Source organism: Arthrobacter sp. P1_B4 (assembly GCF_056406555.1).
Map to the genome: position 1 here is coordinate 34,769 of NZ_JBFTZW010000010.1, position 17,303 is coordinate 52,071.

Annotated in this window: 14 protein-coding genes; 2 read left to right on the top strand and 12 right to left on the bottom strand. The window is 67.0% G+C overall.

Features of this window, described 5'->3' with window-relative positions; genetic code table 11:
* Window positions 1–28: 28 nt before the first annotated feature.
* Both AC1D1W_RS06765 and AC1D1W_RS06770 read left to right on the top strand, forming a co-directional pair.
* Window positions 29–520, top strand: a complete 492-nt coding sequence (locus tag AC1D1W_RS06765; RefSeq protein WP_476943281.1) for a very short patch repair endonuclease — start codon at window positions 29–31, stop codon at window positions 518–520.
* Window positions 521–653: 133 nt separating this feature from the next.
* Window positions 654–1,010, top strand: a complete 357-nt coding sequence (locus AC1D1W_RS06770) for a hypothetical protein (RefSeq protein ID WP_476943282.1) — start codon at window positions 654–656, stop codon at window positions 1,008–1,010.
* On the opposite strand, the gene AC1D1W_RS06775 is transcribed toward AC1D1W_RS06770, so the two are convergent.
* The 12 genes from AC1D1W_RS06775 to AC1D1W_RS06830 form a co-directional block, all read right to left on the bottom strand.
* Entirely contained in the window at window positions 1,007–2,404 is a 1,398-nt protein-coding gene (locus tag AC1D1W_RS06775; RefSeq protein ID WP_476943283.1) for a 5-methylcytosine restriction system specificity protein McrC, read from the bottom strand. The two genes, AC1D1W_RS06770 and AC1D1W_RS06775, sit on opposite strands and share 4 nt — an antisense overlap.
* Window positions 2,397–4,628 (bottom strand): McrB family protein, encoded by a 2,232-nt coding sequence (locus AC1D1W_RS06780; RefSeq protein WP_459383982.1) that lies wholly within the window; start codon window positions 4,626–4,628, stop codon window positions 2,397–2,399. Before AC1D1W_RS06780 ends, AC1D1W_RS06775 begins: the two co-directional genes overlap by 8 nt.
* A 68-nt stretch (window positions 4,629–4,696) precedes the next feature.
* A complete protein-coding gene (locus AC1D1W_RS06785; RefSeq protein WP_476943284.1) occupies window positions 4,697–4,993 on the bottom strand; it encodes a hypothetical protein in 297 nt (98 codons plus the stop codon).
* 59 nt (window positions 4,994–5,052) lie between these two features.
* Window positions 5,053–5,484 carry an acyl-CoA thioesterase gene (locus tag AC1D1W_RS06790; protein WP_028275635.1) on the bottom strand — a complete coding sequence of 144 codons (432 nt, stop codon included), beginning with the start codon at window positions 5,482–5,484 and terminating at the stop codon, window positions 5,053–5,055.
* A gap of 83 nt (window positions 5,485–5,567) precedes the next feature.
* Window positions 5,568–7,643 carry an ABC transporter ATP-binding protein gene (locus tag AC1D1W_RS06795; RefSeq protein WP_476943285.1) on the bottom strand — a complete coding sequence of 692 codons (2,076 nt, stop codon included), beginning with the start codon at window positions 7,641–7,643 and terminating at the stop codon, window positions 5,568–5,570.
* Window positions 7,640–9,373 (bottom strand): ABC transporter ATP-binding protein, encoded by a 1,734-nt coding sequence (locus AC1D1W_RS06800; protein ID WP_476943286.1) that lies wholly within the window; start codon window positions 9,371–9,373, stop codon window positions 7,640–7,642. Before AC1D1W_RS06800 ends, AC1D1W_RS06795 begins: the two co-directional genes overlap by 4 nt.
* A 325-nt stretch (window positions 9,374–9,698) precedes the next feature.
* Entirely contained in the window at window positions 9,699–11,702 is a 2,004-nt protein-coding gene (locus AC1D1W_RS06805; protein ID WP_476943316.1) for an MDR family MFS transporter, read from the bottom strand.
* 103 nt (window positions 11,703–11,805) lie between these two features.
* A complete protein-coding gene (locus AC1D1W_RS06810) occupies window positions 11,806–12,291 on the bottom strand; it encodes a MarR family winged helix-turn-helix transcriptional regulator (protein ID WP_028275631.1) in 486 nt (161 codons plus the stop codon).
* 204 nt (window positions 12,292–12,495) lie between these two features.
* Window positions 12,496–14,184 carry a thiamine pyrophosphate-binding protein gene (locus AC1D1W_RS06815; RefSeq protein WP_476943287.1) on the bottom strand — a complete coding sequence of 563 codons (1,689 nt, stop codon included), beginning with the start codon at window positions 14,182–14,184 and terminating at the stop codon, window positions 12,496–12,498.
* Window positions 14,181–15,260 carry an agmatinase gene (gene speB, locus AC1D1W_RS06820; RefSeq protein WP_476943288.1) on the bottom strand — a complete coding sequence of 360 codons (1,080 nt, stop codon included), beginning with the start codon at window positions 15,258–15,260 and terminating at the stop codon, window positions 14,181–14,183. The genes AC1D1W_RS06815 and speB overlap by 4 nt, the downstream gene beginning before the upstream one ends.
* A 92-nt stretch (window positions 15,261–15,352) precedes the next feature.
* Window positions 15,353–15,694, bottom strand: a complete 342-nt coding sequence (locus tag AC1D1W_RS06825) for a P-II family nitrogen regulator (protein WP_476943289.1) — start codon at window positions 15,692–15,694, stop codon at window positions 15,353–15,355.
* Window positions 15,691–17,136: an ammonium transporter gene (locus AC1D1W_RS06830; protein ID WP_476943290.1), complete on the bottom strand. Its 1,446-nt coding sequence runs from the start codon at window positions 17,134–17,136 to the stop codon at window positions 15,691–15,693. The genes AC1D1W_RS06825 and AC1D1W_RS06830 overlap by 4 nt, the downstream gene beginning before the upstream one ends.
* Between the last annotated feature and the right edge of the window lie 167 nt (window positions 17,137–17,303).

Here is a 17,303-nt window from a genome sequence, read left to right on the forward strand (position 1 = left end):
AGACTTGGCACCCGCCTAGACTTAAACAATGGCGGACAAGCTGACTCCGGAGCGGCGCAGCTGGAACATGTCCAGGATCCGGGGCAAGAACACCAAGCCAGAAATGCTGGTCCGCAGGCTGCTGCACGCGAAGGGATACCGCTACCGCCTGCACGGCACCGCGAGCGGCGGCAAACTCCCGGGCAACCCCGATCTCGTCTTCGCCGGCCGCCGCAAAGTCATCTTTGTCAACGGCTGCTTCTGGCATTTCCACGACTGCCGGGTGGGCCAGCACGCACCCCAAGCAAACGCCGAGTTCTGGGAAACCAAGCGCACGCGCACCCGGAACCGCGACGCCGCCCAGCGGCTTCAGCTCGAACTCGATGGGTGGGAAGTCCTCACCGTGTGGGAGTGCGAGCTGAAGGACCGATCGGGGTTGGAGCTCCGCCTCGATGCCTTCCTCCAGGGCCCTCCCCTCCACAGCCCTCTCCTGCACAGCCCGGCCCGGCCCGGGACGAGCCCTCCTGAGGACCTTCGCTGAGCAGCAACTCCCCGCGTGTCGCGCGGCCCACCTCCGGTGCAGGCTGAACGACCTCAGCTAATATTCGACTCCGGGGGCGATAGGCATTATTCGGTCAGTACATACGCGTACTGCAAACACGGGAGAGCGCACGATGCCGCACTTGCTGATGTCCAACGACCAGCCCGAAACGGCTGCTGCGCCAACAGATTCCAGTCCCGCAGATTCCAGCCCCACAGATTCAGACCCCACAGTTCTGCCGTTCCGTCGCCTCGGCCACACGAGGCTCCACGGCTTCCGGGCCCGCCCGCTCCGCGGAGCGAACCCGGATCTGGAGCCGCTGCGCCGGCAGGCGGCCTCGATCATTGATGAGGTTCTGGCTGGCACCAACCCGGAAGAAGCTGACGTGCGGGAGAAACTCCAGTGGCACGTCGCCAACAACCCGGGCCAGCCGGAAAAGGCGCTCCTGGAACATTTGCGGACAGTGGCCGACCAGCAGGAATCCGCCTAGCCGGCGGACCTGTCGATACTGGCCTGCCGGAGCACTTCGCCCCACGACTGCTGGGCAAGATCTGCCACGGCGGCCAKGATTTCCGAGGGCGGTAGCGACAGATCCAGCGGGAACTCGACAATGTCGATGTCGGTATTGAGAATTCGGCGCAGCTTGATTTCCCCGGCTCCCGGGTAAACGATCCACGCCGTCGGCACCCGCAAGGATGTGCAGTAGGCCAGCATCCGGTAGTGGTCGCCCGAAAGGGACGCGCCGACGTCGGCCGCGGCCTTGTACTTGGCGTCGTACACCATCACGGGCCGGCCGCCGAGGAAGTGGACGGCACCGGGCTGCACCACAATGCGGTCCGAGTCGCGGACGGCCTCGTTCAGCAGGGCGTTGTAGCGCAACCGCATTTCTCCGGGGTAGGCGGCCATGGCTTCGCGCAGGGCTGTTCCCACGAAGTCCTCGAACACCTTTGCCATGTCCACCACGAACGACGCCGACTGCTGCTTGCCGTCRCCGGCCTCCGCCGACGCGTTCCGCAGGATCAGTTCGGCGAGCCGAAGAGCGGCGTGGTAACGGGTGTTCATCCGGCTGGGCCGCCACTGCGGCAGCGGCGCGCCGGACTGAAGGCGCGTCACGGCGTCGAGCTTTCCCTTGAGCTGGCGCAGGCGGCTCAGGACTTCCGGCCGAACCCGCGGCACCTGGGACATCCGTTCCAGTGCGGCGCGCAGAATCCGGTTCTCCGCGATGTCCTCGGTGAACTCGTCGTAGGAGACTTCCAGCGGAACCAGCATGCCGGGCCGGCGGGAAATCTGGTCCGACATCCGGATCCGGCCCTTGACGGTCCGGAGGGATTCTTCCACCATGAGATACCCCTGCAGCACGCCGCGGCTCAGCGCCCGGTCAGCGAGCTGCGCCAGGGATTCGGCCAGGGCGCTCCAAAGTTCAGTGTGCTCCACCGCGGCGACAGAATCGTCCCGGAACCCTTGGTCCCCCGCGTAGCCGAGCAGGAACAGCAAACGGCTCAGACCGAGCCGACCCTTCGGTCGCACCTCCAGCTGCACGGCGGGAGTGCGCACGGAGCCGACGGTCCCCACCGGTTCGACCCGGTACAGGCCCATGCCCATCGGCGAGGCCTTCGCCAGGCCGCTGGCGTTGACGTAGGCGGCAGTGTCCGGATCAAGCCGCTCCACGACGCCGGCGGAGAGTTCGTCGAGGACAATGTGCCGGCAGGTCTCCGCCGCACCGCGTCCGGATGCACCGCGACCTGATGAACCGAGCCCGGATGAACCGCGACCTGATGAACCGCGCCCGGCCGGACCGGCTCCGGATGAACCCCGGTGGTCCGAGGCATTGCGGTCCGACGAACTGCGGTCCAGCGCTACGGCGTCCCCGGCCAGCCTAGGCATGCGCCAGGCGGCCCAGGAGTTGTTCCAGTCCGAACCGTTCCTCGAGCTGGGCGCGGTTGAGCTGCCCGTGATAGTGCTCCTCCAGCAGCGGCATGAGCTCGTATTTCCAGATCCTGCTCAGGCCCTTGGGCGTCTGCGCGGACTTCTTCATGAAGTAGGAGGGCCCGATCATGAGGTCGCGGTCCCATTCGTCGATCGCGTCGTTCAAAGCGTCAAGCAGCAGGGCCGGCGTCGTGTCCAGGTCGCGGGCCTGGAGGAAGCGCAGCAGCGAGCCCTTCACGGGTTCCGTCTTCGGGTGCAGCTCGATGAAGGAGAAGCGCCGCCGGATGGCCGCGTCCATCATCGCGATGGACCGGTCCGCGGTGTTCATGGTGCCGATGATGTAAAGGTTGTCCGGCAGGGTGAACGGCTCGTTGGGGCTGTATTGCAGGTAGATGCGGTCGTCGCGGTATTCGAGCAGGAAGTACAGCTCGCCGAACACCTTGGCGAGGTTGGCCCGGTTCATCTCGTCGATGATCAGGAAGTACGGTTTGCTCTCGTTCCCGGGCTTGGCCGCTTCCTCGGCGAGCCGGCGCAGCGGTCCCGCCACGAGCTTGAAGGAGACCTGTCCCTCGTCCGTCTTGTCCGGGCGGAATCCCTCGAAGAAATCCTCATAGGCGTACGACGGGTGGAACTGGACCAGCTTGACCCGCTCGTCCGTGGTGTCGCCGGCGAGCTCGGCGGCGAGGTGTTTGGCGAGGTACGTCTTGCCGGTTCCCGGCGGACCGTAGAGCACCAGCTGCCGGTTCTCCTCGAGGAGTTCGGCGATTTCCTGCAGCGGCTCCAGGTCCATGTGCAGGGACGCGGCGAACTCCGGCGTCAGCGGCCGGAACCCGTCACAGGCCGGTTCGACGGCGGCATCCGGCGCGGCGCCGTCGCCGTCCTCGGCTTCCGCTTCAGCCGGCAGCAGCGCCTCGAGCGCCTGGATCACGCGGGTGATGTCCACGATGTTGCCGGAGGTGGTCAGCTGGCGCTGCACGTGGCGGGGCAGGCCGGTGGCGTCGTGTTCCTCATCGAACCAGCGGACCTTGCGGCGGAGCTGGCGGTTGTCTTTGGCATGCTCGGGTTCGCCGAGGACCACGCCGATCCGGACCTTGCCCGAGCTCTGGTAGAGCGCAAGGTCACCCGGCTTCATGACGGTCAGGAAGGCGAAGACTGCGGTCTTGGTGTCCTCACGCTCCACGTAGCCGAGGTGCTTGTAGTCCTCGTCAACGGCGTTCTGGACCAGCCCCGCGGTGACGCCGGGGTCCAGCAGGCGGAGGTGTTCGACGTCGAGCGTCACCGCTTCCTCGTCCCGCCACTCCCCCAGCAGCTCGGCGTTGTCGTGGTGGGTGCGCAGGAGCCAGGCGCGGCGGCCGGGGTCGCCGACCTTCCGCCACTGGCTCACCAGCTGGCGTGAGTACCAGTCGATCCGCTGCCCGGCCTGCTGGTCCAGGTGCAGGCGGATCCGGTGGATGTCCGCCGAAATGTCCTCGTCGCTGTCCCCCTTGGCCCCGCCCACGAGGGAAGCGAAGGCGTCGCGGATCTCCTGCCGTTCGACATCGGCCACCACGGGTTCGAAGTAGCTGGGCCAGACCAGGAACTCAATGCTGCGGCGGATGGCCGGCTGGTCATCCGGGGTGCCGGCGACCAGCCGGTGGAAGGCCAGCGGATCCTTGACCGCGGCCTGGACGACGTGGGCCGGCCGCTGTGCGACGTGCTGCACGAAGCGGCAGAGCCATTTCAGGTGGTCCCAGATGGTCCAGTTGAATTCGGCGGTGCGGTCCCGGATCACGCCGTGGTCCGTCATGCCCGCGTAGAGCTCGTCGGGGAGCTCCAGCGCAGGCTCCAGCCAGGATGCCGCCTCGGCGACGCGGGCCCGCTTGACCTTCAGCGACTTGACCTCGTGGGCCAGCGGCAGGGACTGGAGGAAGAGTAGCTCCACGGCCAGTTGCTTCGCCCCGCGGGTGGCGTCTTCCAGGTTCTGGCGCAGGTTGGTCATCATCGGCGCCTTGGGATCTGGAACGCCCCGTTCGAGGCGTTCCAGCAACTCCGCGGCAGCCTGGACGGACCACGTTTTGGTGCGGCCGTCCAGGGGGGACGCCTTGCCGAGCAACCCCGGGCCCAGCACAAACCACGCCGCGTCTTCAATCTCCTTGGAGATACCGAGGGCGCGGTGCAGGGCAGGCTTCTTGGTTGGGGTCATACGTTCAATTTACAGGCTTAAACTGAACGCGCCCATTTAACGCCGACCCCAAACTACCGGCCAGTAGATTACGGACGGGCGGGCAGCAGACTCGGTTTCGCGCCGGGCCGGCGCTTCACGCCGAAGGTGAAATACGTGGCCGGACCGATGAAATTCACCAGCGTGGCAAGCCGCCACATGGCCTTGCTGCCGCGGATCTGCGCAGACGGGCGTCGGCTGATGTCCGTCTGGGCCGCGACCAGCAGCGAGAGTTGGACGATGGCAGCGGCGATGGTTCCGAACCGTGCAMTCGGCGAGAGTTCGTTCCACTTCTTCTTGCGGGTGTGCTTCTTGTGCATGTTCTGGCCCATGTTCACAACGACCACGCCTCCTTTTAGCGTCGGAGTTGTTCATTCTAGGAGCCCTACCGGCACCGTGGTAGAGGCTATTGGACCGGGTGGGCACGGGTGTAGGGGGCCAGCCGGTCCTTCTGTTCGGGCGTCAGCCGCAGCACCCGGCCGGTTGCCTCGTCCACGAAGGCGAGATGGCTCGTGGCCCGGACGCAGTCCTCGCGCGTGACGGGATCCTGCACCAGGTAGTGGATGTCAAAGCTGGCGCCCTTGACCGCGCCGATCCACAACTGGACGACGGCGGGCACGTTCCGGTACTCAAGGGTCCTGACGTACCTGATCTTGTGCTCGACCACGAGCGCCAGCGTCCCTTCCGGAATTTCATTGAAGAGCGGCACCAGCGGTTCGGTTCCCGGCAGCCCGGGACCCCGGGGCGGGCCGAACGCCGCGATCCGTGCTTCTTCGAGGATCCGGACAATCTGGACGTTGTTGATGTGCCCGTAGGCATCCATGTCGCTCCAGCGCATCGGCACGCCCACCTCGAGGCGCCAGGGCTCCGTGGATGTGTTCTCCCCAACGGCTGTACCCTTGCCGGCGAGGCCCGCGGCGCTCAGCTGTGCACCGCCGTCGCGTCCTCCGCGGAATCCGCCACGGCAGAATCTGCGTCCTCGCCGGCGAACTGGGACATGTACAGCCGGTAGTACGCGCCCTGCAGGGCCAGCAGTTGGGCGTGCCGGCCCTGCTCGACGATCTGCCCGTCCTCCATAACAAGGATGGTGTCCGCGTCCCGGATGGTGGAGAGGCGGTGGGCGATGACGAAGCTGGTGCGTTCCGTCCGCAGCGCCGCCATGGCCTTCTGGACCAGGGCTTCGGTGCGGGTGTCCACGGAACTCGTGGCCTCGTCCAGGATCAGCAGCGACGGGTTCGCCACAAAGGCCCGGGCGATGGTGATCAGCTGCTTTTCGCCGGCACTGACGTTGTTGCCTTCTTCGTCGATCACCGTGTTGTAGCCATCCGGCAGCGCCCGAACGAAGCGGTCCACGAACGTGGCCTTGGCCGCCGCCATGATCTGTTCTTCGGTGGCGTCCAGCTTGCCGTAGCGGATGTTCTCGTAGATGGTTCCGCCGAACAGCCAGGCGTCCTGCAGCACCATGCCCACCTTGGCGCGCAGCTCCGAACGGCTCAGCCGGGTGATGTCCACACCGTCCAGGGTGATGCCGCCGGAGTTGAGCTCGTAGAAGCGCATCACGAGGTTGACGAGGGTGGTCTTGCCCGCCCCGGTCGGTCCCACGATCGCCACCGTGTGTCCGGGTTCGGCCGTGAAGGACAGGTCCTCGATCAGCGGCCTGTCCGGCGTGTAGCTGAAGGTGACGTGCTTGAACTCGACGTGCCCGTCGGTCTTCGCCGGGAGGTGCTCGGTGGCGGTCTCGGCGTCCTGTTCGTCGGCGTCGAGGAATTCAAAGACCCGCTCGGCGGAGGCGACACCGGACTGCAGCATGTTGGCCATGCCGGCCATCTGGCCCAGCGGCTGGGTGAATTCGCGTGAGTACTGGATGAACGCCGTGGCGTCCCCCAGGCTCATGCTGCCCGAGGCCACGCGCAGTCCTCCGACGACGGCGATCCCGACATAGCTGAGGTAGGAGACAAACTGCATGACCGGCATGATCATGCCGGAGACGAACTGGGCTCCGAAGCTGGCCTTGTAGAGTTCCTCGTTGCGCTCGTCGAAGCGGGCCAGCATGTCCGCGTCGCGGCCGAACACGCGGACGAGGTCATGGCCGGAGAACGATTCCTCGATCTGGCCGTTGAGCTCGCCGGTGTTCTTCCACTGGGCGGCGAAGAGTTTCTGGCTGCGGGCGCCAATGATGCCGGCTGCCACGCCGGAGAGCGGCAGGGCGACGAGCGCGATCAGGGCCAGCTGCCAGGACACGATGAACATCATGATCACGATCCCGATGACCGTCAGGGCCGAGTTCACGAGCTGGGCGAAGGCCTGCTGGAGCGCCTGCTGGATGTTGTCGACGTCGTTCGTGACGCGGGAAAGGATGTCGCCGCGCTGTCGGGTATCGAAGTAGTTCAGCGGCAGCTTGTTGAGTTTCTTCTCGGTGTCATCACGCAGCGTGCGGACCACGCGCATGACCAGCACGTTGAGGACATAGCCCTGGAGCCAGAGGAAGATGTTGGCGACGAAGTACATCACCAGCACCACGCTGATGAGGAACGCGAGCTTCTGGAAATCGATGCCGGCGCCCGGCACGACGTCCATCTTGGCGAGCATGTCGGCAAAGTTGTCCTGGCCCTGGGAGCGCAGTCCTTCGATGAACTGTTCTTTGGTGGCCCCGGCCGGGAGCTGCTTGCCGACCACTCCGGCGAAGATCACGTCCATCGCCTGGCCCAGGATCCTCGGGGCAATGACGTTGAGGACGACGGCGACCGTCACCATGGCGAGCACGGCGGTGATACCGGCGCGCTCGGGCTTCAGCAGCCCCATGAGCCGTTTGGCGGAGGGCCAGAAGTGCTGGGCCTTCTTGGCCGGCACGGCACCGAACATGCCGCCGTCGGCCTCGCCGGGCGTGTACTCCTCCTCGATGAAGTCATCTTCGATCAGGTCGGTGGCGTCCGTATCGGCAGCGGCCTGGCCGGCTGCGGAGGCCGGCGTGCTGGAGACTTTCTCGTTGGTGCTCATGCCACTGCCTCCGCGCTCAGCTGGGATTCGACGATTTCCTGGTAGGTGCTGGAGCTTTCCAACAGTTCCTCATGTGTTCCGCGGTCCACGATCCGGCCGTTGTCCAGCACGAGGATCTGGTCCGCATCGGCGATGGTGGACACCCGCTGGCCGACGATGATCACTGTGGCATCGGCCGTCTTGGCCTTGAGCGCCCGGCGGAGCCTGGCGTCGGTGGCGACGTCAAGGGCCGAGAACGAGTCGTCGAACAGGAAGACCTTGGGTTCGGTGACGAGCGCGCGGGCGATGCACAGCCGCTGCCGCTGGCCGCCGGAGACGTTGGTGCCGCCCTGGGCGATCCGCGCTGCGAGGCCGCCCTTCTTTTCGCGCACGAACTCCGCGGCCTGGGCGACCGTCAGTGCCTCCCACAGGTCCGAGTCCGTGGCCTCGGACTTGCCGAAGCGCAGGTTGTGCTCAATAGTTCCGGAGAACAGGTAGGGCCGCTGCGGCACCATGGCCACGCGCTGCGTGATCTCGGCGCGGTCCAGCTGGGTGACGGGGACGCCGTCGAGCAGGACCTCGCCCGACTCGGCGTCGTACAGCCGCGGGAGCAGGGCCAGCAGGCTGGACTTGCCGGCGCCGGTGGAGCCGATGATCGCCACGGTCTGTCCGGGCTCGGCCGTAAAGCTGATGTTGCTGAGTACGGGAGCCTCGGCGCCAGGGTAGGCGAAGGTCACGTTGCGGAATTCGACGCGGCCGGCCTTTGCCGCAGGCGCCACCGGGGTGAGCGATTCGTGGATGGAGGGTTCGACGTCGAGCACTTCACCGATCCGGTCGGCGCAGACCGAGGCGCGGGGAATCATCATGGCCATGAAGGTGCCCATCATGACGGCCATGAGGATCTGCAGGAGGTACTGGAGGAAGGCCGTCAGCGAGCCGACCTGCATCTCGCCGGCATCGACGCGCTGGCCACCGAACCAGAGCACAGCGGCCGTGGAGATGTGCAGGATCATGCCGATGGCGGGGAACATCAGCACAAACAGGGAACCGATCTTCAGCGAGACGTCGGTGAGGTCCTGGTTGGCCGCGCCGAAGCGCTCGGCCTCGTGGGGTTCGCGCACGAAGGCCCGGACCACGCGGATGCCGATGATCTGCTCGCGGAGGACACCGTTGAGCCGGTCGATCTTCTCCTGCATGGAACGGAAGAGCGGCATCAGGCGGACCACGAGGTAGCCCACCACGACCACGAGCAGGGGCACGGACACCCAGACGAGCCAGGACAGGTTGAGGTCCTCGCGCAGGGCCATGAAGATCCCGCCGATGCACATGATGGGTGTGGCCACCATGAAGTTCAGCGCCATGAGCATGAGCATCTGGACCTGCTGCACATCGTTGGTGCCCCGGGTGATCAGGGTGGGGGCGCCGAAGAGGTTGACGTCCCGGGCTGAGAAGCTGCTCACCTTGCGGAACACGCCGCGGCGCAGGTCCCGGCCGAACGCCATCGCCGCCTTCGAGCCGAAGTAGACGCCGGCGATCGCGGTGGCCACCTGGATCAGCGCGACGCCGAGCATGACGCCGCCGGTGCGCCAGATGTAGTCCGTGTCGCCGCGGGAGACGCCCTCGTCGATGATCTGGGCATTGAGGCTGGGGAGGTACAGAGCCGCGATGGTCGAGGCCAGCTGGAAGATGACCACAGCCGCGATGTATGGCAGATACGGCTTGGAATAGCGCCGCATGAGGGTAACGAGCATGCCCACGAGTCCTTACGAAGACTGAATTATAGGGAGACCAAATTTGGGGAGAGCAAATTATGGGGAGAGCAATGTATGGGGAGAGCTAAATAGTGAAGTTTATTGGAAGGCTGATTGGAGACTAGCCCATGGGACCGACAGCCTTAGCCACCCAACTCTACGAAATCCCTCGCCCGGGAGGAACATCGGGAAGTGAATATCATCCAAACGGCGTACTTAGGCGGCGGCCGTTGCCTGCCACGCAACCGTCTTGCCGCACGAAGGCCCCGCAGCCGCCCCTCGGGGCGACCGCGGAGCCTCTGCGGTCCGGTACTGTGAGCCGGCGCTACTCGGTCCGGTGCCGGCCGTGGGTGGCGATGTAGTCGGCAGCCGCGCGCTGCATCTTGCGCTGCTTGGCGAGCTGCCGGCGCAGGGCCGTGAGCTCCTCGGCAACCCGGGCCTGTTCAGCGGCTATCGCACGCTGCTCGGCGGCCTGCTCGTGAACGGCGCGCAGGGCGTCCGCCAGCAGCAGCTGTTGCTCCGCGAGGAGCCGCTGGGTCTGGAGCATCACAGGTACGACGTCGGCGGCCTCGGGCCGTTCCTCGGCCACCAAGGTCCGGGTCCGCTGGCGGGCGGCATCGGGGAAGCGGGATTCGGCGCGGTCCCGGCTGAGCACCTCGATGAATTCCCGGTCCAGGTCAACGATGCCGGATCCGGCGGACGGCGCTGCCCCGACGGCGTCGTTCCCTGTGGTCCTGGTGTAACCCGTGTTTCCCAGAGCCGGGGCCGTAGCACCGGCCATCGCGGCCATCCCGGTATCCGGGGCGTCCCCTGCGAGTTCGGCGGGTTCCGGCCGCACGTCGACGGTGCGGCGCAGCGGGCGTTCCTTGATGAACAGGATGGCCACCAGCGCCACGAGTCCGACAACTGCGGAGATCAGGAAGACCTCGGCGATCGCGTCGCCATAGGCGGCACGCATGATGTCGCGGATCGGTGCCGGCATGTCCTTGAGGTCCATGCTGGCCCCCGCGGATCCGGCGGGAACCTGGATGCCGGCCGAAGCCAGCCCCTCCACGACGAGCTCCTTGACCCGGTTGCCCAGCACGGCGCCGAGGACCGAGACGCCGATCGCACCGCCGACGGACCGGAAGAAGGCCACAGAGGCGCTGGCCGTGCCGATGTCCTTGGCCTGGACCGTGTTCTGGACGGCGAGGACGAGGTTCTGCATCAGCAGGCCCAGGCCGACGCCGAGGATGGCGGTGTAGATACCGGTCAGCCACAGGTCAGTGGTGTGGTCCATGCTGCCGGCCAGGCCCAGGCCGCCGATCAGCAAGATGGCGCCGGCCACGAGGTACCGCTTCCACTTGCCGGTGCGGCTGATCAGCATGCCGGAGGCGACCGACCCGATGAGGTTGCCGGCGATCATGGGCAGCGTGAGCAGGCCGGCCTCGGTGGGGGTGGCGCCGCGTGCCACCTGGAAGTACTGGCCAAGGAAGGTCGAGGAGCCGAACATGCCCACTCCGACGGCCACCGAGGCGAGGATTGCGAGGGCGGTGGTCCGCTCAGAGATGATCTTGAGCGGGATGATCGGCTGGGCGACCTTGGATTCCACCAGCACGAGCAGGCCAAGGAGCACGATGCCGCCGCCCACCATGGCGACCGTCTGCCACGACCACCAGTCGTAGTAGTCGGGATTGCCGGCGAAGGAGACCCAGATGAGCAGCAGGCTGACGCCGGACGTCAACAGGATGGAGCCGAGCCAGTCGATCTTGGCGGGGCGCTTGACGTGCTGGATCTTGAGGGTGACCTGCAGCAGGATGAGTGCGACCACCGCGAGCGGGACGCAGACGAAGAAGGTCCAGCGCCACCCCAGCGGGCTGTCGACAATGAAGCCGCCGAGCAGCGGGCCGCCTGCCGTGCCCACGGCCATGACGCCGCCCATGTAGCCGGAGTACTTTCCGCGGTCGCGCGGCGGGATCATGGAGCCGATGATGGCCTGGGCCAGGGCGGTGAGGCCGCCCATGGCGATGCCCTGGATGACACGGGCGGTCAGCAGCAGCGGGATGGTCTCGGACAGGCCGGCCATAACGGAGCCCGCCACGAAGATCACGATGCTCAGCTGGACGAGGACCTTCTTGTTGAAGAGGTCCGCGAGCTTGCCCCAGATCGGGGTGGTTGCCGCGTTGGCCAGGAGCGCGGCGGTGATCACCCAGGCGAAGTCCGTCTGGGTGCCCTTGAGTTCGGACATGATGGTAGGCAGCGCGTTGGCGACGATCGTGCTGCTCAGGATGGCGGTGAAGAACGCCGCCAGCAGGCCGGTGAGGGCCTCCATGATCTGGCGGTGGGTCATCGCCACAGGTTCTGCGGCGGTCTGGGATGCGCGGGATGCCCCCTGCGCAACGTCCGACGGGGCCGGGGACGGCCCTGTGGCGGCGGCGTGGCTAGCCATATATCTACTCCTCAACAATTTCGGTCGTATTCGTGGATCCGGCCGTCGTTGCCCGGGCTGAGGTCCTGAGGGACTCAGCAAGTTTTTCGAGGGTGCGCGCCGTCAGTTCGACGTCATCCTGGCTCCAGTCCTGCAGCAGGTCCTGGATGGTGGCCGTCCGCTGGTCCTCGATGACACGCAGTTTCTCCGTGCCGGCGGCGGACAGCGCGATCAGTTGCGCGCGGCCGTCTTCCGGGTCGGGCCGGCGGACCACATAGCCGTGCTCTTCGAGGTCGGCGATGTGCCGGCTGAGGACCGGGGCGCTGACGCCGAGCCGCTCCGCAAGATGCGTGGCCCGGGATTCGCCCTCCCCCACAAAGCGCAGAACGCCCTGAAGCGCCACTCCGGTGTCCTGCCCGCGCAGACTGGCGGCGGCAACGCAACGGACCGCGCGCTGGAGATCGAAGATCTGGTAGACGAGTCTGGCTGCAGCGTTGGATTCAACTGACATGATGGACACCCCTCTTTTGTTTGCCCTAGGCAACTATATACGAAAATGGTTACTTCGGGAAACTAACTCTCTCGTGGGAGGTGCCGCGCGGCCCCGAAAGACCCTTAAATAGCAAACGCGGACCGGCCGGGCCTGCCCCTCGCGGTGAGGGGCAGACCCGGCCGGTCCGCACTGTGCAGCGGCGCTGCTGTGGTGTTGGTCCGGCTACGTGGCCAGGTGGGTGGGGCCGAACATCTGGAGCAGCGTTTCGACGACGACGACGTTGGGGCCGTCCGCGGCGAAGCCCGCCTTCAGGGCGTCCCCGACGTCCTCCGGAGAAACCCGGACAGCCGGGACGCCGAAGGACTCTGCCAGCTTGACGAAGTCGGGGCGGGCGAGCTCCGTGGCCGTGGCCTTGCCGAAGGCGCCGACCATGTATTCGCGCAGGATGCCGTAGCCGCCGTCGTCCACAATGAGCCAGGTGACCGGGACGTTGTGCTGCTTGGCGGTGGCGAGCTCGGAGATGGAGTACATCGCCGAGCCGTCGCCGGAGACGGCCAGCACTCTGGCGTGTCCGGCAGATGCGCCGGCAGATGCGCCGGCGGAAGTGCCGGTGGTTTCAAGCCCGACGGCGCCGCCGATCGCCGCGGGAAAGCCGAAGCCCAGCCCGCCGGCGCCCTGCGCGGAGTGGAACTGGCCGTCGCGGGCATCCCAGCAGCTCCAGCCCCAGTATGCCGAGATGGTCATGTCCCAGAACGTCTGCATGGCCGCGGGAACGGCCTCGCGGATGTCGGCCATGAACTTCAGTTCCTTGCCGAGGTCCTGGGACTCGAGCCGGGCCTTGACCTTGGCCAGGGTGTCCTTGACGAGCACCTCGGGAGCCGTGCCGTGCCAGTCGGCGCGTTCGCCGTGCGGTTCAGTCAGGGCTGCGTCGAGGGCGGCCAGGGCCTGGCCGGCGTCCGCCCGGATGCCCAGTCCCGGGCGGTTGGACTCCAGGACGCGGGGCTCGGCGTCGATCTGGATGATCCGGCCGCGAGGTTCAAAGGTGAAGTAGTTGGAGGTGACCTCGCCCAGGGAGGAGCCGATGACGATCAGCACGTCGGCATCCTCGAGCACCTCCGTCATGTACTGGTCTTCGATCCAGGACTGCAGGGAGAGCTCATGGCTCCACGGGAACGCGCCGTTGCCGCCCGGGGTGCAGATGACCGGCGCCCGCAGCTTCTCCGCAATCGAGAGCAGCGACTTTTCGGCATGGCCGCGGCGGGTGCCGCCGCCGGCGATGATGGCGGGACGTTCCGCCGTCGAGAGCCATTTCACGGCTTCGCGGACCAGCTCCACGCGGGGCGGGTTGTCGGCCGCTTCGGCGAGGGCGTCCTCCACGGGAGGCACCATGATGGGGTCCAGCAGGACGTTCTGCGGGATTTCGAGCCACACGGGGCCCTGCGGCGAGGAGATCGCCTCGGTCCAGGCATCCTGGATGGCCGAGGGGATGCCGGAGGCGTGCTGGATCAGCCGCTGGGACTTGGTGACGTTCGCGGCCGAGGCCTTCTGGTCATCGAGCTGGTGCAGCATGCCCTTGCGCCGGGCACCAAGGCCCTCGAGCGGGATCTGGCTGGCCACGACCACCATGGGAACTCCGGTGGCGTAAGCCTCCTGCAGCCCGGCCAGGGACGTCAGCGCGCCCGGACCGGTGGACAGGAACAGCACGCCGACTTCGCCGGTGGCGCGGGAGTAGCCGTCGGCGGCGAAGGCCGAGTTGTTTTCAACCCGGGAGGAGACGAAGTGCAGGTTCCCGCGGCCCATCGCGTCGAACAGGCCCAGGGCGTGCTGGCCCGGGATGCCGAAGACCGTCTTGGCGCCGAGCGCCTCAAGGGTCTCGACGACGAGGTCCCCGCCGTTGCGCACGCCGGTCATCGCGAAGCCACCGGCGATGCCACAGGGGAGCCGAAGCCAGCGGGGCGGTGGGATTCCTGGCCGAGGGCCTGGGCAGCGTAGCCGTTCGGGCTGCCGAAGCGGTCCCCTTCGACGGCGCGGTCCGCCATCAGTGTCACGAGTTCGTAGGCGACGTGGCTTGCCGCCACACCGGTGATCTCGGCGTGGTCGTACGCCGGGGCGACCTCGACGACGTCGGCACCGACGAGGTTCATGCCGCGGAACCCGCGGATGATTTCCAGCAGCTCGCGGCTCGTGATGCCGCCGGCTTCCGGCGTGCCGGTGCCCGGGGCGTGGGCGGGGTCAAGGACGTCGATGTCCACGGAGATATAGAGCGGGCGGTTGCCGATCCGGTCCCGGACCTTTGCGACCGTCTCCAGGACGCCCTGGTAGTAGACGTCGGCGGAGGTGACGATGCCGAAGCCGAAGCGGTGGTCGTCGTCGAGGTCCTTCTTGCCGTAGAGCGGACCGCGGGTGCCGATGTGGCTGATGGCCTCGGTGTCCAGGATGCCTTCCTCGACGGCGCGGCGGAAGGGTGTGCCGTGGGTGTACTCGGCGCCGAAGTAGGTATCCCAGGTGTCCAGGTGCGCGTCGAAGTGCAGCATGGCAATGGGCCCGCCGGCGCGCTCGGCGGCGGCGCGCAACAGCGGCAGGGCGATGGTGTGGTCGCCGCCGAGGGTGACGAGCTTGCTGCCCGACGCCGTCAGGTCCAGGGCGTTCTGCTGGATGGTTTCGATGGCGTCGTTGATGTTGAAGGGGTTGACCGCCATGTCGCCGGCGTCGGCAACCTGGATGTTCTCGAAGGGGCTGACGTCCCAGGCCGGGTTGTACGGCCGGAGCAGGCGGCTGGCCTCGCGGATGTGGTTGGCCCCGAAGCGGGCGCCGGGGCGGTAGGAGACGCCGGTGTCGAACGGCACGCCGACCACCGTGACGTCTGCCTTGGCCACCTGGTCCAGGCGCGGCAGGCGGGCATATGTGGCAGCCCCGGCGTAGCGTGGGACGCGGGATGAATCGATAGGGCCAAGGTTGCCATTGGCCTCGATGCGCAGCTCTTCCAAAAGAAGCCTCTCCTTCGAGGATTGACCGACGGTTGTGACAGCCATCATACACTCGAAGTTTCGTATTGCGCATCATTTGTTTACCAACCACTTCAGGCGATGGCCGACGCGCCCCGCTCCCCCGTGCGGACGCGGACGGCGTCGCGCACCTCGATAATCCAGATCTTGCCATCGCCGTAGCGGCCCGTGCGCCCGCCCTCTTCAATGGCAGCCATGACGGCGCCGAGGGCGCCCTCGTCGACCAGGACTTCGAGCCGCACCTTGGGCAGCAGGTCCGAGCTGTATTCGGCGCCCCGGTACACCTCGGTATGGCCCCGCTGCCGGCCGTAGCCGCTGGCCTGGCTCACGGTCAGGCCGTTGACCCCGGCCCGCTCCAGGGCCGCGCTAACGGCCGCGACCCGCTCCGGCCGCACAATCGCCGTGACGAGCTTCATGACGATACCCTGCCGCGGACGGCCTCACCCTCGGCCTCGGCTTTGGTCCCGGCTGGGACTTCGGCCTGGGTCCCGGCCGGGGTCCCGGCGTGGGCCTCGGCCGCATCAGTCCGGGCATGCGGGTCACCGGGGTGGAAGCTGCCGCCGACCATGAGGAGTTCATACGCCGTTTCGGCGTGCTCCGTCACGTCAATGCCGGAGAGCTCGTCGGCCTCGGAAACGCGCATGCCGATGCTCTTGTGGATCGCGAAGCCAATCAGCGTGGTCATGGCGGCGCTCCATGCCGTGACGATCAGGGCGGTGAGAATCTGTGGCCAGAACTGCGCCAGGCCGCCGCCGTAGAACAGGCCGCCTGCCGTCTTGGTGGACGGCAGCGCGAAGAATCCGAGGGCCAGGGTCCCCCACAGGCCGCCGACGAAGTGCACGGCCACGACGTCCAGGGAGTCGTCGAGCCCGATCTTGAACTTCAGCCCGACGGCGAGCGCGCAGACGGCCCCGGCGATCACGCCGATCAGGATGGCGCCGATGGGGTCGATGAATCCGCAGGCCGGGGTGACCGCCACGAGTCCCGCGACGGCTCCCGAGGCGGCGCCGAGCGAGGTGGCATGCCCGTCGCGCAGCCGCTCCACGAGCAGCCAGCCCAGCAGGGCGGCGCTGGTGGCGAGCAGCGTGTTGGTCCAGGCCAGGGCGGCCGTGGCGTCGGCGGCGAGTTCCGAGCCGGCGTTGAAGCCGAACCAGCCGAACCAGAGCAGCCCTGCGCCGAGCATCACGAACGGCAGGTTGTGCGGGCGGATGTTGGGGTCTTTCATGAAGCCGAGCCGCTTGCCCAGAACCACGGCAAGCATGAGTCCGGCAATGCCGGCGTTCATGTGGACCACCGTGCCGCCGGCGAAGTCGAGGGCCGAGATCTTGCTGCCGATAATGCCGGTAGGTCCGAAGATGCCGCCGCCCCAGACCCAGTGCGCGATCGGCGCGTAAACGAGCGTGACCCAAAGGGCGGCAAAGAGGAGCCAGGGGCCGAACCGGACGCGCTCGGCCACCGCGCCGCTGATCAGTGCGACGGTGATGATGGCGAACGTGGCCTGGAAGCCGACGAAGATCATGTCCGGCAGGCCTGCCGCCTTGGAGCCGATGCTGGTGGTCAGCCCGCTCAGGCCGAAGTTGGTGAAGGGATCCCCGACGAATCCTCCCAGCGCATCCGGGCCGAATGCCAGGCCATAGCCCCACAGGGCCCAGACGACGCCCACAACGCCCATGGCGCCGAAGCTCATCATCATGATGTTGAGGACGGACTTCATTCTGACGAGCCCGCCGTAGAAGAACGCAAGACCGGGGGTCATCAGGAGGACCAGAGCGGATGCCGTGAGCATCCACGCGGTCGATCCGGGGTCAAGGACCTGCGGATCCGTTGCCATTCCTACTGCAAGCACAGAGAACTTCATAGCGGGAGCCTTCCTCGAGTGCCGGCGCTCCGAGGGCGCCGATGCGGCGAGACCATGTGACGTTTGGGACTGACGAGCGTCCCCCCCGCCGTTGACGCTACTCACGGCGTGTTTCGGGAAGGCTTTCCCATTCTTGCGGGCACGTTACGTGCCGGCTCCGGGCATTA